At 56.0% G+C, this 13,242-nt stretch carries 12 protein-coding genes; 5 read left to right on the top strand and 7 right to left on the bottom strand.

Annotation, left to right across the window (positions count from 1 at the left end; genetic code table 11):
• A complete protein-coding gene (ggt, locus tag ACSIPU_RS21830) occupies positions 1 to 1,743 on the bottom strand; it encodes a gamma-glutamyltransferase (RefSeq protein WP_196558210.1) in 1,743 nt (580 codons plus the stop codon).
• 232 nt (positions 1,744 to 1,975) lie between these two features.
• Between ggt and ACSIPU_RS21825 the strand changes: the two genes are divergently transcribed.
• Complete coding sequence (locus ACSIPU_RS21825) at positions 1,976 to 2,296, top strand: DUF2756 family protein (RefSeq protein ID WP_004106506.1); 321 nt, start codon at positions 1,976 to 1,978, stop codon at positions 2,294 to 2,296.
• 16 nt (positions 2,297 to 2,312) lie between these two features.
• Here the strand turns inward: ACSIPU_RS21825 and ugpQ are convergent, their stop codons facing one another.
• The 5 genes from ugpQ to ugpB all read right to left on the bottom strand — a co-directional run bounded on the left by ugpQ (position 2,313) and on the right by ugpB (position 7,291).
• The gene (gene ugpQ, locus ACSIPU_RS21820) at positions 2,313 to 3,053 is read right to left on the bottom strand and encodes a glycerophosphodiester phosphodiesterase (RefSeq protein ID WP_004106507.1); all 741 of its coding nucleotides are present in this window, start codon (positions 3,051 to 3,053) and stop codon (positions 2,313 to 2,315) included.
• Positions 3,050 to 4,120 (bottom strand): sn-glycerol-3-phosphate import ATP-binding protein UgpC, encoded by a 1,071-nt coding sequence (locus ACSIPU_RS21815; RefSeq protein ID WP_024274782.1) that lies wholly within the window; start codon positions 4,118 to 4,120, stop codon positions 3,050 to 3,052. The genes ugpQ and ACSIPU_RS21815 overlap by 4 nt, the downstream gene beginning before the upstream one ends.
• Before the next feature lies 1 nt (position 4,121).
• A complete protein-coding gene (gene ugpE / locus ACSIPU_RS21810) occupies positions 4,122 to 4,967 on the bottom strand; it encodes a sn-glycerol-3-phosphate ABC transporter permease UgpE (protein WP_004116045.1) in 846 nt (281 codons plus the stop codon).
• Positions 4,964 to 5,851: a sn-glycerol-3-phosphate ABC transporter permease UgpA gene (ugpA, locus tag ACSIPU_RS21805; protein ID WP_024274783.1), complete on the bottom strand. Its 888-nt coding sequence runs from the start codon at positions 5,849 to 5,851 to the stop codon at positions 4,964 to 4,966. The genes ugpE and ugpA overlap by 4 nt, the downstream gene beginning before the upstream one ends.
• A 123-nt stretch (positions 5,852 to 5,974) precedes the next feature.
• A complete protein-coding gene (ugpB, locus tag ACSIPU_RS21800; RefSeq protein ID WP_004106515.1) occupies positions 5,975 to 7,291 on the bottom strand; it encodes a sn-glycerol-3-phosphate ABC transporter substrate-binding protein UgpB in 1,317 nt (438 codons plus the stop codon).
• Positions 7,292 to 7,561: 270 nt separating this feature from the next.
• On the opposite strand from ugpB, the gene ACSIPU_RS21795 reads away from it, so the two are divergent.
• The 4 genes from ACSIPU_RS21795 (at position 7,562) to ACSIPU_RS21780 (ending at position 12,415) form a co-directional block, all read left to right on the top strand.
• Positions 7,562 to 8,329: an IclR family transcriptional regulator gene (locus ACSIPU_RS21795; RefSeq protein WP_004106526.1), complete on the top strand. Its 768-nt coding sequence runs from the start codon at positions 7,562 to 7,564 to the stop codon at positions 8,327 to 8,329.
• A 228-nt stretch (positions 8,330 to 8,557) separates the two neighbouring features.
• Entirely contained in the window at positions 8,558 to 9,457 is a 900-nt protein-coding gene (locus tag ACSIPU_RS21790) for a dihydrodipicolinate synthase family protein (RefSeq protein ID WP_024274784.1), read from the top strand.
• 18 nt (positions 9,458 to 9,475) lie between these two features.
• Entirely contained in the window at positions 9,476 to 10,786 is a 1,311-nt protein-coding gene (locus ACSIPU_RS21785) for an MFS transporter (protein WP_004116060.1), read from the top strand.
• Between the two features lie 33 nt (positions 10,787 to 10,819).
• Positions 10,820 to 12,415 (top strand): UxaA family hydrolase, encoded by a 1,596-nt coding sequence (locus tag ACSIPU_RS21780; RefSeq protein ID WP_004116062.1) that lies wholly within the window; start codon positions 10,820 to 10,822, stop codon positions 12,413 to 12,415.
• A gap of 99 nt (positions 12,416 to 12,514) precedes the next feature.
• On the opposite strand, the gene livF is transcribed toward ACSIPU_RS21780, so the two are convergent.
• Positions 12,515 to 13,228 (bottom strand): high-affinity branched-chain amino acid ABC transporter ATP-binding protein LivF, encoded by a 714-nt coding sequence (gene livF, locus ACSIPU_RS21775; RefSeq protein WP_004126158.1) that lies wholly within the window; start codon positions 13,226 to 13,228, stop codon positions 12,515 to 12,517.
• Positions 13,229 to 13,242: the final 14 nt, after the last annotated feature.

Raw genomic sequence — 13,242 nt, 5'->3', positions numbered from 1 at the left:
CTAATACCCTGCGGTTAAATCATCCGGCGAACGCGGATCGGATGCGCCGTACAGCGTGCCATCCGGGCCAACCATAATACTCTGGGTGCTGCCCATCGCCTCTTTCACCGCCACTTTCTGCCCTTTGCTCTCCAGCAGCTTCAGCGTATCCGGGCTAAACCCCTTCTCTACCCGCAGTTCGTCCGGCAGCCATTGATGGTGGAAGCGCGGGGCGTTGGTGGCTTCCGCGACGTTCATCCCAAAGTCGATGGTGTTCACCACCATCTGCAGTACCGTGGTGATGATGCGGCTGCCGCCCGGGCTACCGGTCACCAGCCAGGTTTTGCCATCTTTCACCACAATCGTTGGCGACATCGATGACAGCGGACGTTTTTTCGCCTCGACGGCGTTAGCGTCGCCGCCCACCAGCCCGTAGACGTTCGGCACGCCGGGTTTAGCTGAGAAATCATCCATCTGATTGTTCAGCAGAATGCCTGAGTTCCCCGCCACGATACCGGTGCCAAAGGTGGTGTTCAGCGTATAGGTCACCGCATCGGCGTTACCGTCCTTATCCACCACCGAGAAATGGGTAGTCTGGTTGCTTTCATAGGGGGCCAGCTTGCCGGGGCGAATCTGGCTCGACGGCTTCGCCTTATTGACATCAATCTGCCCGGCAATCGATTTAGCGTAGGCTTTGCTGGTCAGCGCCTGCCACGGCACCTTGACGAAGTCCGGATCGCCAAGGTATTCCGAACGGTCGGCATAGGCGTGCTTTTCAGCTTCGGCCATCACCTGCATGGCGTCGGCGCTGCCGAAGCCGTACTTATGCATATCGAAGTTTTCGAGGATATTCAGGATCTGCACGATATGAATGCCCCCGGACGATGGGGGCGGCATGGAGAACACCTGATAGCCGCGATACTCGCCGCTCACCGGCGTACGTTCAACCGCGTTGTAATTCGCCAGATCCGCTTTGGTGATTAGTCCGCCGTTATTCTTCATCTCCGCGGCAATCTGGTCGGCGATCGCCCCTTTATAGAAGGCATCTGGCCCCAGCTCGGCAATCAGCTCCAGGCTTTTCCCCAGCTGTTTTTGCACCAGCTTATCGCCCTTTTTCAGCGGCTCGCCGTTTTTCCAGAAGATAGCCCGGCTGTTGGCATGGTCGGGGATCACTTCGCTGCCGTAGGTTTTCAGATCGTCGGCCAGCGCATCGTTGACCGTGAAGCCCTCTTCCGCCAGCTTAATGGCCGGACGGATCACTTTGTTGAGCGGCATCGTGCCGTATTTCTCCAGCGCGAGGGAGAAGCCGGCCACGGTTCCCGGGATGCCGGAAGCCAGATGGGAGGTCAGCGATTTCTTACTGTCCGGATTGCCCTGATCGTCGAGAAACATATCGCGGGTGGCTTGTTCAGGGGCCATCTCGCGGAAGTCAATTGCCGTGGTATTACCGTCTTTGGTTCGCAGCATCATAAACCCGCCGCCGCCGATATTACCGGCCTGCGGATGGGTGACCGCCAGCGCGTAGCCCACCGCCACGGCAGCATCCACCGCATTGCCGCCCTGACGTAAAATATCCACGCCAACCTTCGTTGCCAGCGTATCCACCGAGGCAACCATCCCCTGCTGAGCGCGAACCGGATGAAAAACATCTTCCTCTACACCATACGAGACCGGAGGCGGGGCGGGATCTGCCGCGACGGTAAAACTGCCGCCCGCCAGCAGCGCAGCGATGACCACCTGACGCCAGAGCGTTGTTCTTCTCATTGTCATACTCCTGAATTGTGTTTTATCCCCGTCGATACCCGTTATACTTCAGGCCGCACTTACGCTGTCCGCGCTCGTCACCCGCATCGCTTACCTGAGTAAGCTCATCGGGAGCCACCTTCTTGCGACTCGAATTATTTAGGGTATAAGCCTGGCTGATAAGTCCTAAAAGATCATTGTTACGCCGGAAACGGAGTAGACTTAAGCGATCCCACGAAGTGAGGAGAGAACAATGAAAGCAATGTTATATCTGGCGGCGCTGGTCCCGCTGAGCGTCATGGCGCAGCCGATCAATATCGACAATAACCCCAATCAGCCGGGGTACGTGGTGCCCAGCCAGCAGCGGATGCAAAATCAGATGCAGACCCAGCAAATGCAGCAGCAAAACAATCTGAAGCAGGGTATTCAGAGCCAGTCGCGCACGCAGCAGCAGCATCTTCAGACGCAGTTGAATAACGATCGGCAGCGGGTACAGCAGAATAACAACCTGAACCGGCAGCAGCCTCTACCCAACAACAACGGTGGGATGCTGCAGCGCCAGACGACCCCGTAAGGCCGCCTGCCGCCTGTTATGCCGAAAAGCGTGGGCCGATGAGATCAATCGCATCGGTGCAGATACAGTCAACGCCCCAACGCAGCAGTTCGGCGGCACGCTGCGGTTTATTAACGGTATAGACGAGAATATGCAGGCCCGCAGCCTTCAGGTTTGCCACTCGCGCTTCATCCAGCAGCTTGTGGTTGAGATGAATAGAGACGCAGCCAAGACGCGCGGTGAGTTCGCGCCAGTCGTTGCGCCACTCATCCAGCAGTAGCCCACGCGGTAGTTCGGGCGCTGCTTCCTGCGCCGCTTCCAGCGCATCGATTTCAAACGATGAGAGCAGCGGCGGCGTCATTCCCTGCCACAGCTCACGCGCCGCCAGCGCCACCGCTTTACCGGTCACCAGGCCGGTGCCGGTGGTCGGTTTAATTTCGATATTGGCCATCATGCCGTGCTGACGGCAGCGATCGGCCACTTCGCTCAGCAGCGGCAGCGGCTCGCCTTTGAATTTGCCGCTGTACCAGCTGCCGGCATCCACTTTTAGCAGATCGTTCCACGCCAGCTCGCCCGCCACGCCCCAGCCGTTGCTGGTGCGTTCAAGATTGTCATCGTGCAGTAAAAAAATGTGCCCGTCTTTCGATAACTTAGCGTCAAACTCAATCATCGTATGGCCGTAACGAGCGCCAGTATCGATGGCCGCCAGGGTATTTTCCGGGGCCAGTTTACCGCCGCCGCGGTGGGCGACGATATGGGGATAAGGCCAGTGACTCATGCGCGTTGTCCTGTTTCACTATCAAAAAGGTGCAGACTTTCCTGCGGCAGATGCAGCCACAGAGTGCTGCCCGCCTGCGGACGCTGCTGGTGCGGCAGCCGGACCACCAGCTTTTGCGCGCCCCAGCGCCCGTGAGCAAGGTTATCGGCGCCTAAAATTTCCAGAGTATCCATCACCAGCGGTACGCCCCCTTCCGTCCGGGAGCTTAAAGCAAAATGTTCCGGACGGATACCCAGCGTCATCTTACGCCCGGCATAGCGGCGATGCTCGCCGTTAATGGGTAAAAGCATCCCGCTCTCAAGCTCAAAGCGGCTTCCGTCGTCGCTGACCCGACCGTCCAGCAGGTTCATTGCCGGGCTGCCGATAAAGCTCGCCACAAAGCGGCTGGCCGGTTTTTCATAGACTTCGACCGGCGTACCAATCTGCTCGGCAATACCTTTATTCATCACCATTACCCGCTGCGCGAGGGTCATCGCCTCTACCTGATCGTGAGTCACGTACAGCGAGGTGGTTTTCAGCCGTCGGTGCAGCTGCTGCAGCTCAAGACGCATCTGCACGCGCAGTTTAGCATCGAGGTTGGAGAGCGGCTCATCAAACAGGAATACCGCCGGATCGCGTACGATAGCCCGTCCCATCGCCACGCGTTGGCGCTGGCCGCCTGAGAGTTCGCGCGGACGGCGTTTCAGCAGGCCGTCCAGCTCCAGAATGCGCGCCGCCTCCTGGACGCGCTCAGCAATTAATCCTTTGCCCAAACCGCGAATTTTCAGACCCCACGCCATATTCTCTTCCACGCTCATATGCGGGTAGAGGGCGTAGTTCTGGAACACCATCGCGATGCCGCGATCTTTCGGTTCCATTTCGGTAACACGCTTGCGGTCAATCCAGATATCGCCGCTGGTAACCCGCTCCAGACCCGCCACCATACGCAGCAGGGTTGATTTTCCGCAGCCCGAAGGGCCCACCATCACAATAAATTCGCCGTCCGCAACGTCCAGCGTCAGCGGTTGGATCACCTGGGTTTTGCCATCCCAGCTTTTGGTTACTGCCTGTAGCTTCAGTCCTGCCATTTTATTTCTCACTATCCACTAAACCACGCACAAACGCGCGCTGCATGGCTAAAACGATGACTACCGGAGGAATCAATGTGAGCAGCATCGCCGCCATCACCTGATTCCACTGCGTGGTGCCCTGGCCGATGGCGATCATCCCTTTGATGCCCGCGACCGCGGTGCCGAGATTCACGTCGGTAATAATCAGCAGCGGCCACAAATACTGGTTCCAGCCGTAAATAAAGGTGATGACGAACAGCGCCGCCAGGTTGGTTTTCGACAGCGGCAGGACGATGTCGCGGAAAAAGCGCATCGGCGATGCGCCGTCGATACGTGCGGCCTCGATAAGCTCGTCCGGCAGGGTCATAAAGAACTGGCGAAACAGGAAGGTCGCGGTCGCCGAGGCCATCAGCGGCAGCGTGAGTCCGGCATAGCTGTCGAGCATTTTCAGGTTGGCGATCACTTCCACCGTCGGGAAAATACGCACCTCAACCGGCAGCATCAGCGTGATGAAGATCATCCAGAAGAACAGGTTGCGCAGCGGAAAACGAAACCAGACGATGGCGAAAGCGGAGAGCATCGAGACCGTAATTTTGCCCACCGTGATGCCGAAGGCCATGATGAAGCTGTTGAGCATCATCAGCCAGAACGGCGCGCTATTGGCCCCTACGCCGTTCACCCAGATAAACTTCATGTTTTCGAGAAGATGCCCGCCGGGTATCAGCGTCATCGGCGTGTCAAAGACCGCTTTACTGTCCAGCGTCGCCGCAACAAAGGCGACATACAGCGGGAACAGAATGACCGCGATCCCTAAAATCAGCATCGTGTGGCTGAAAATCGTCAGCCCGCGACGGTTTTCAATCATTGGTAGCGCACCTTTTTCTCAACGTAACGGAATTGCACCACCGTCAGAATAATGACGAGGAACATCAGCACCACCGACTGGGCGGCGGAAGCGGACAGGTCGAGCCCCGCGAAACCTTCACGGTAGATCTTATAAATCAGCGTCGTCGTCGCCTGCACCGGCCCGCCGCCGGTTGCGGCATCGATAACCGGAAAGGTATCAAAGAAGGCGTACACCAGATTCACTACCAGCAGGAAGAAACTCACCGGGGCGATCAGCGGTAGCGCCAGCCTGAAGAAGCGGCGAACCGGCCCGGCGCCGTCAATCGCGGCGGCTTCAACCAGCGAGCGGGGAATCGATTGCAGCGCAGCAAAGAAGAACAGGAAGTTGTAACTAATTTGCTTCCAGACCGAGGCGAAAACCACGAGGAACATCGCCTGACCGCTATTCTGTGCGTGGTTCCAGTCATAGCCCATTTCGTCGAGAAGATGGGTAATCAGCCCGCGTCCAGGGTTGAATAAGAAGATCCACAGCACCGCCGCCACCGCGGGCGCAACGGCATAGGGCAGGAGCATCAGCGTTTGATAGAAGCGGCTGCCGCGCACCACATAATCGACCAGTGCGGCGAAAAACAGCGAGATCAGCAGACCGCTGACGGTAACCATCGTACTGAACTTAATGGTGGTCCAGAAGGAGTCCAGGTAATACGGATCGTGGAACAGGGCTAAAAAGTTGTCCAGGCCGACAAACTGGCTGGAGAGCCCAAAAGGATCGACGCTCTGCAGCGAATACCACAGCGCTTCGCCAGCGGGCCAGATAAAGAATACGACGGTGATAACCAGCTGCGGCGCGACCAGCACATAGGGCAGCCAGCGGGATTTAAACACCGGACGGGATGATGACATAGTTAAACTCTGCGTTGTTTTCCCCTCACCCCGGCCCTCTCCCAAAAGGCAAGGAAGAGGAGTGCGCCGAACGGTCCCTCTCCGCTTTCGGGAGAGGGTGAGGATGAGGGACGGGCTAAAAGATTACGACTTCGTTGACTGTTCGAAACGGCGCAGCAGCTGATTACCGCGCTCAACCGCGGCGTCAAGCGCCTGCTGGGGCGTTTTCTTACCGGTCCACACGCTTTCCAGCTCTTCATCCACGATGGTGCGGATCTGCGGCATATTGCCCAGACGCAGCCCTTTGGTGAACGGCAGCGGCGGCTTATTCAGCATCTGACGCGTCGCAATATCCGCACCCGGATTCTTATCATAGAAACCCTGCTCGCGGGTCAGGTTATAAGCAGCGGTGGTAATCGGCAGATAGCCAGTTTTCTGGTGCCATTCGGCCGCGTTTTCCGGTTTAGTCAGGAAATCGAGGAATCTGGCGACCCCGGTATAGGTTTCTTTGTCTTTCCCCTGCATCACCCACAGGCTGGCCCCGCCGATAATGGCGTTTTGCGGCGCGCCTTTCACGTCGGCGTCGTACGGCATCATCCCTACGCCATAGTTGAACTTCGCGTACTGACGAATATCCGCCAGCGAGCCGGAGGAGGCGGTGGTAATGGCGCAGTCGCCGTTATAGAACTTCTCGGTGGATTCGTCTTTACGCCCGAAGTAGCTGAAGTCGCCTTTCTTGTTCAGTTCTTCGAGCAGGGCGATATGCTTGACCTGCTCCGGCTTGTTGAACTCCAGCACCGCGTCGGTACCGTCGAAGCCGTTGTTTTTGGTGGCCACCGGCAGGCCGTGCCAGGCGCTGAAGTTTTCAATCTGGATCCAGCCCTGCCAGCCGCTGGCGTAGCCGCATTTCATCCCGGCAGCCTTCAGCTTCGCGGTATACGCCGCCAGATCCTGCCAGGTTTTCGGCGGCTGTTCCGGATCTAACCCGGCTTTTTTAAAGGCGTCTTTGTTGTAGTACAACACCGGCGTGGAGCTGTTAAACGGTTGAGAGAGCAGGTGTCCGGTTTTCGAATCAGTGTAATAACCGGAAACGGTGGGAACGAACTGCGTTTCGTCAAACTGAATGCCCGCATCGCTGAACACCTGATAAACCGGCTTAATCGCCTTTGAGGCCATCATCGTCGCGGTGCCGACTTCATAAACCTGTAATAGCGCCGGCGCGTTGCCGGTACGGAAGGCGGCGATGCCTGCGCTCAGGCTCTGCTCATAGTTGCCTTTATACACCGGGACAATTTTATAGTCCGGGTTGGCTGCATTGAAACGTTGCGCCAGTGAATCAACTTCTTTCCCCAACTCCCCTTCCATCGAGTGCCAGAATGGGATAGTGGTTACCGCCAGGGCTTGTCCGGCAAATGCCAGGCTGAGCGCCAGTCCTAAAGCTGTATGTCGTAACGATATCATCGGTTATCTCTCTTGTTGTTCCGGATGCGCGATTTCACGCGTTTTATGTTCGCGGGGGTAACATGACATGCTCGAATGACAGAAAAATAACTATTGCATTACAAAAATATTACAATAAATTGGCAAAAACATGATGAAACGGTGAAAAAAAAGTGGCAGGGAAATGGCAAAGGAAAAAGAGAGGCGGCGCAGACTACAGATAAACGGGGATCTGTAGTTAAATAGAGTGCGTTAAAGAGCACTCTACGGCGAGCCGTCAAAAGGAAAAATATGAAGACGCTTCATAAACCTACCGAGCGCGTTTTGCTCATTCTGGAAACCTTAGCCAACGCGGATGGAATGACGCTTTCCGAGCTATCGCTCAAAACGGATATTTCCAAGGGAACCATTTTCCCGATCCTCAAATCACTGCAGTATCGCAAATATATCAGTCACGACGATCGCAACGGGATTTACACTCTGGGGATCTCCTGCGCGGTTCTGGCCAGCGCCACCGTCGAAAAAGAGTTCTGGCTGAAAACGATCAATAGCGAAATGCACGCGGTGGTCACTGAATGCAACGAAGTTTGCCAGCTCGGCATTCTGGATGACGCCTGGGTACTGTATGTTGATAAAGTCCAGGGCGATCAAACCGTGCAGCTGGTCTCTAAGGTAGGGACGCGCCTGCCGGCAATCTGCTCCGCCCTGGGCAAGGCGCTGCTGCATAAGCACCGCGACGAAGAGATTCTGGAGCTCTATCCGCAGGGTTTTCCTTCCGTTACCGCCCGCAGCGTAACGAATATGGCCCAGCTTCGTCAGCAGCTGGATATGGTTGCCGCCAACGGTTATGCCATGGACGATCGGGAAATCAACGACGATACCATCTGCTTCGCCGTCCCCCTGCAACAGAAAGGCATTATTCTGGCGGCGATCAGCGTCTCATTGCCCTCTTTCCGCGCCAGCGATGAAAAAACGCAGCAGGTGATTCGTGCGCTAAAAGAGGCCAAGGGTCGTATCGAAAGCGTGCTGAATAAGCTGCCTGATATTAAAAATTACTGATTTATTTGCCAACGGCGCCTTCGGAATTGTGATTACCCACACAATACCGATATTTAATGATCCACCGTGGCGCCCGACTATTCTGCATAATTCCCCATCTATTCATTGATTTAATCAATTATCCGCACGACTTTGGCGCCATTTGACTTCACGTCGATGGCGTGTTTACTTATGCTTAATCGCAAATACAAACACAGTTTGTATATACGAACAACAAAGAGGTTTAATATGCAAAGTCATTACATCACCCCGGCAATAACGGTTTTTGATGAGCAGGGCAGGCTGGATCCTGAAGGCAACTTTCGCCTGTATGATTTCATTAAAAGCAGCGTATCGGGATTTGTCGTCATGGGCAGTACCGGTGAGTTTTTCTCGCTGGATATGAAAACATCCCGTCAGGTAATTCAAATGGCGGCAGAGTTCCCGCGCGAGGGAATAAAGGCCTATGCGGGTACCAGCCGCATGGATATTGACGAGTGCGTAGAGCTGGCTAACTATGCAGATGAGTGCGGACTGGATGGCGTCATGATTATCAGCCCGTGGTACTTCCGCCTGACTGATGAAGGCATTTATACATTTTATAGCCAGATAGCTCGCCGCACCGCCGCCAAAATATTTATTTATAACTTCCCGGAACGTACCGGCTATTGCGTCTCGCCAGAGGTCTGTTTACGACTTGCCAGAGAGTTCCCAAACATTGTCGGTCTTAAAGACACCATTCCGGACACCAATCACACGTCGCAGGTGATTCGCCAGGTAAAATCTGAACTACCGTATTTTGAAGTCTATGCCGGTTATGACAATAACTTCGCGCACAATGTCCTGGCGGGGGGCGATGGATGTATCGGCGGGTTATCCAATATTTGCCCTGAAATATTCCGCGACTGGATGCTGGCATTTAACGATAACGATTTGCAGCAAATTTCGCGGTATCAGCAAAAAGTGGATGGGTTAATGGATATTTACGCGGTTAACGATCCGTTCATTCCAACATTTAAAAAAGCGCTACAGCTGCGCGGAATTATTCAGTCCGACCGCTGCACGCCACCGTTTAGCTCACTCACAACCGGCCAGACCGAAAGTATTTTGCGGATACTTTCCCGTGCTGGTATTGAAATTAATGCCTGACCCCCACGCGGAGGTATTATGAAAACCATCACAGCTTACGACAATCCGGCCCTCAATTCCGCGATTACGAAATCATGGAAGCGCCTGGTGCCACTGATGTTTATTTTGTACTTCATCGCCTTTATCGACAGGGTGAACGTGGGATTCGCTAAAGAGGCGATGCAGGTGGATATTGGGCTCTCCAATTCCGCCTTCGCCCTCGGGGCAGGGATCTTTTTCGCCGCCTATGCGCTATTTGGCATTCCCGCAAACCTGATCCTGAATAAAATTGGCGCGCAGAAATGGTTAAGCATCACTACTGCGCTGTGGGGCGTTCTCTCTGCCCTCACCGGACTGGTGCAGACGGAAACCCAGTTTATTGTTCTGCGTTTTTTACTGGGATTAGGCGAAGCCGGTTTTTATCCCGGTATTCTGCTGCTGGCCTCCATCTACTTTCCCAATAAAGTTCGCGCATCCGTCGTCGGTATCTTCGTACTCGGCGTGCCGCTGGCGCTGACCTTAGGCTCGCCCATCTCCGGCGCGCTGCTGGAAATGCACGGTTTCCTCGGTAAACCCGGCTGGTTCTGGATGTTCTTTATTGAAGGCATTCCGGCGGTCATCATGGGGATCTTCGCCTGGTTCTGGCTCGACGATACGCCAGCCAAAGCGCGCTTCCTGAACGAAGAAGAGAAAAAGGCGCTGATTGCCCAGCTACAGCAGGAGCAGCGGCAGACGGAAACCAGCAGCGTTGGTACCGCGCTGAAAAGCCTTAAAGTCTGGCACCTGGCGCTGATCTACGGCACCATCCAGATCAGCGTGTACGGACTGATGTTCTTCCTGCCTTCGCAAGTCGCCTCGCTAATGGGTTCCACGCTCGGCTTTAAAGAGTCGCTGGTCGCCGCCATTCCGTGGGCCTGCTCCGCCGTCGGCGTCTATTACATTCCGCGTCTGGCGGACAAAATGCCGGCTCGCCGGGTACTGATTTCGGTCATCTGCATGCTGGCTGCGGCGCTGGGGCTGTTTGTTTCTGCCTGGTCCGGCCCGGTGCTCGCCATTGCCGCGCTCTCGCTGTCGGCCATCGGCTTTCTCTCCGTGCAACCCATTTTCTGGACTTTCCCGGCGCAGATTGTGTCAGGCTCGGCGCTGGCCGCCAGTATCGGCTTTTGCACCACCATGGGCGCGTTTTGTAGCTTCCTGGCGCCGCTCATTCGCGTTGAGGTCGATACCTTCTTCGGCAATGATTCGGCGGGCCTGGTCGCACTGTCGCTGATTACCGTCTGCTGTGCGCTGCTGATTGCCGCTCTTGCCGGCAGAAAAGCGACAAACGGCGTTGCGGTTACCCATCACTAAGTCCTGATGCGCTTATAACAAAGGATAAATAACATGCAGACCATCTTAAAGATTGACCCTACTGATAACTTAATCGTTGCGCTGCAGGACTTACGCAAAGAACAGCGGGTTCACTGGAACGATGAGGCCTACGTTCTGCGTAGCGATGTCAAAGCCAAACATAAATTTGCCACCGAGGATATTGCGCCCGGCGATATCGTTTCGCTGTACGGCGTACCGGTCGGTAAAGCGACGCGCCCCATCACCCGGGGCGAAGCCATCACAACGGAGAATATCAAACACTACGCGGCCCCGGTTACGCTTGACGATGTCGCCCCCTATGACTGGCAGCAGCCGGATATTTCCGCCTGGCAGCAGCGGACGTTTAAGGGAATCGTGCGTGAAGATGGCCGGGTCGCCACCGCAAACTACTGGCTGGTCATTCCGCTGGTATTCTGTGAAAACCGCAACGTTCAGCGCGTCACCGATGCGCTAAACGACGCCCTTGGCTACGCCAATAACGGCCTGAAAAATTTTGCTCGCCAGGTGACATCGGCAGGGGCTTTAAACGATACCCGACATCTGCCCTTTCCGCATCTTGACGGTATTCGCTGTATTACCGTTAATTCCGGCTGCGGCGGCGCCACCTCGGACAGCATGACGATGTGCGACGTGCTGGCCGCCTATTCCGATCATCCTAACGTTCTTGGCGTGACGGTTTTTGCTCTCGGCTGTGAAAAAGCGCGAATTGTTGATTTCAACGCCGCGCTGGCGAAGCGCAACCCGAACTTCAGCAAACCGATTATTTACTTCAGGCAGCAGGACTGGAGTAGCGAAGAGAAAATGATGCAGGATGCGTTGACCGAAACTTATAACGCGATCCGCGAAGCCCCCGTCGCCGAGCGGCAGGACGTCCCGCTCTCCCACCTCAAAATCGGCGTGAAGTGCGGCGCTTCTGACGGGTTCTCGGGGATCAGCGCAAACCCGGCGATGGGCGAAGTATCAGACCGCCTCGTCGCCCTCGGCGGCGCGTCGGGGCTGGCGGAATTCCCCGAGCTGTGCGGCGCGGAAGGGGATATCGTTCAGCGCTGCGCGACCCGGGAGCTGAAAGAGAAGTTTTTGTCGCTGATGAAAAACTATGAGCATGTCGCGAACTTCTTCGGCACCACCATCGCCGATAACCCCAGCCCGGGAAACATTGCCGATGGGCTGATCACTGACGCGATAAAATCCGCCGGCGCGGCGAAAAAAGGCGGCAGAGCGCCGGTTAGCGCGGTATGCGACTATGCCGAACCGATGGGAGAAAGCGGCCTTTCGCTGGTCTGCACGCCGGGCAACGATGTGGACGCGGTAACGGGCCTGGTCGCGGCGGGGTGCAACGTGGTGATCTTCTCAACCGGGTTGGGTACGCCGACGGGGAACCCTATCGTTCCGGTTCTCAAAGTTTCAACCAACACCGCGCTCGCAAAAAAGATGCCGGATATTATCGATTATGACTGCGGGCCGATTATCGAAGGCACGCCGCTGGCGGATATCGCCGACGGCCTGTTTGAGAAAATCATCGCTACCGCCAGCGGAACCTGGCGCACCAAAGCGGATGCGCTCGAACAGTATGATTTTATGCTGTGGAAACGCTCTCTGGAGCTGTAGGAGTCAAGTAAAACGCCCGGCAGATGCCGGGCGTTTGGTGTGAATAGCGAACCTCTTTAATATACCGTTCTGGCGTTCCTGCCGGGCGTCTTGATTACACTACCCGCCCAGATAGGCGCTGCGTACCGCTTCATTCGCCAGCAGCGCGTCGCCGGTATCCTCCAGCACCACGTGACCGTTTTCCAGCACGTAGCCGCGGTCGGCCAGCTTCAGCGCCTGGTTGGCGTTCTGCTCGACGAGGAAGATAGTCATCCCCTGCTCGCGCAGTTGTTCGATGGTATCGAAGATTTGCTGAATGATAATCGGCGCCAGGCCGAGCGAAGGCTCATCCAGCAGCAGCAGGCGCGGCTGGCTCATCAGCGCGCGCCCGATGGCCAGCATCTGCTGCTCGCCGCCGGACATGGTGCCCGCCCGCTGAACCCGGCGCTCATGCAGGCGCGGAAACAGCTCATACACCCATTTAATACGGGTCTGAAACTGGTCGCGATCGGCAAAAAAACCGCCCATCGCCAGGTTCTCTTCCACCGTCATCCGCGAGAAGACCCGGCGCCCTTCCGGCACGATCGCCACCGCTTCGCGCATGATTTTCGCCGTCTGCCAGTCGGTAATATCTTTACCGTCGAAAACCACGCGGCCGCTGGAGGCGCGCGGGTCGCCGCACAGGGTACCCAGCAGCGTGGTTTTCCCCGCACCGTTGGCACCAATCAGGGTGACAATTTCTCCCTGATTGATATGCAGACTGACGTTGTGCAGCGCCTGGATTTTGCCGTAATGCGCGCTGACGTTGTCAAAAGATAACATCACTTTTTCCATCTTATGCGTCACCA

The organism is Klebsiella sp. HN106 (genome assembly GCF_051209435.1).
Taxonomy (GTDB): Bacteria; Pseudomonadota; Gammaproteobacteria; order Enterobacterales; family Enterobacteriaceae; genus Klebsiella; species Klebsiella oxytoca.
Note: the sequence above shows the minus strand (reverse complement) of the source record. Positions and strands in the feature narration are given on the sequence as shown.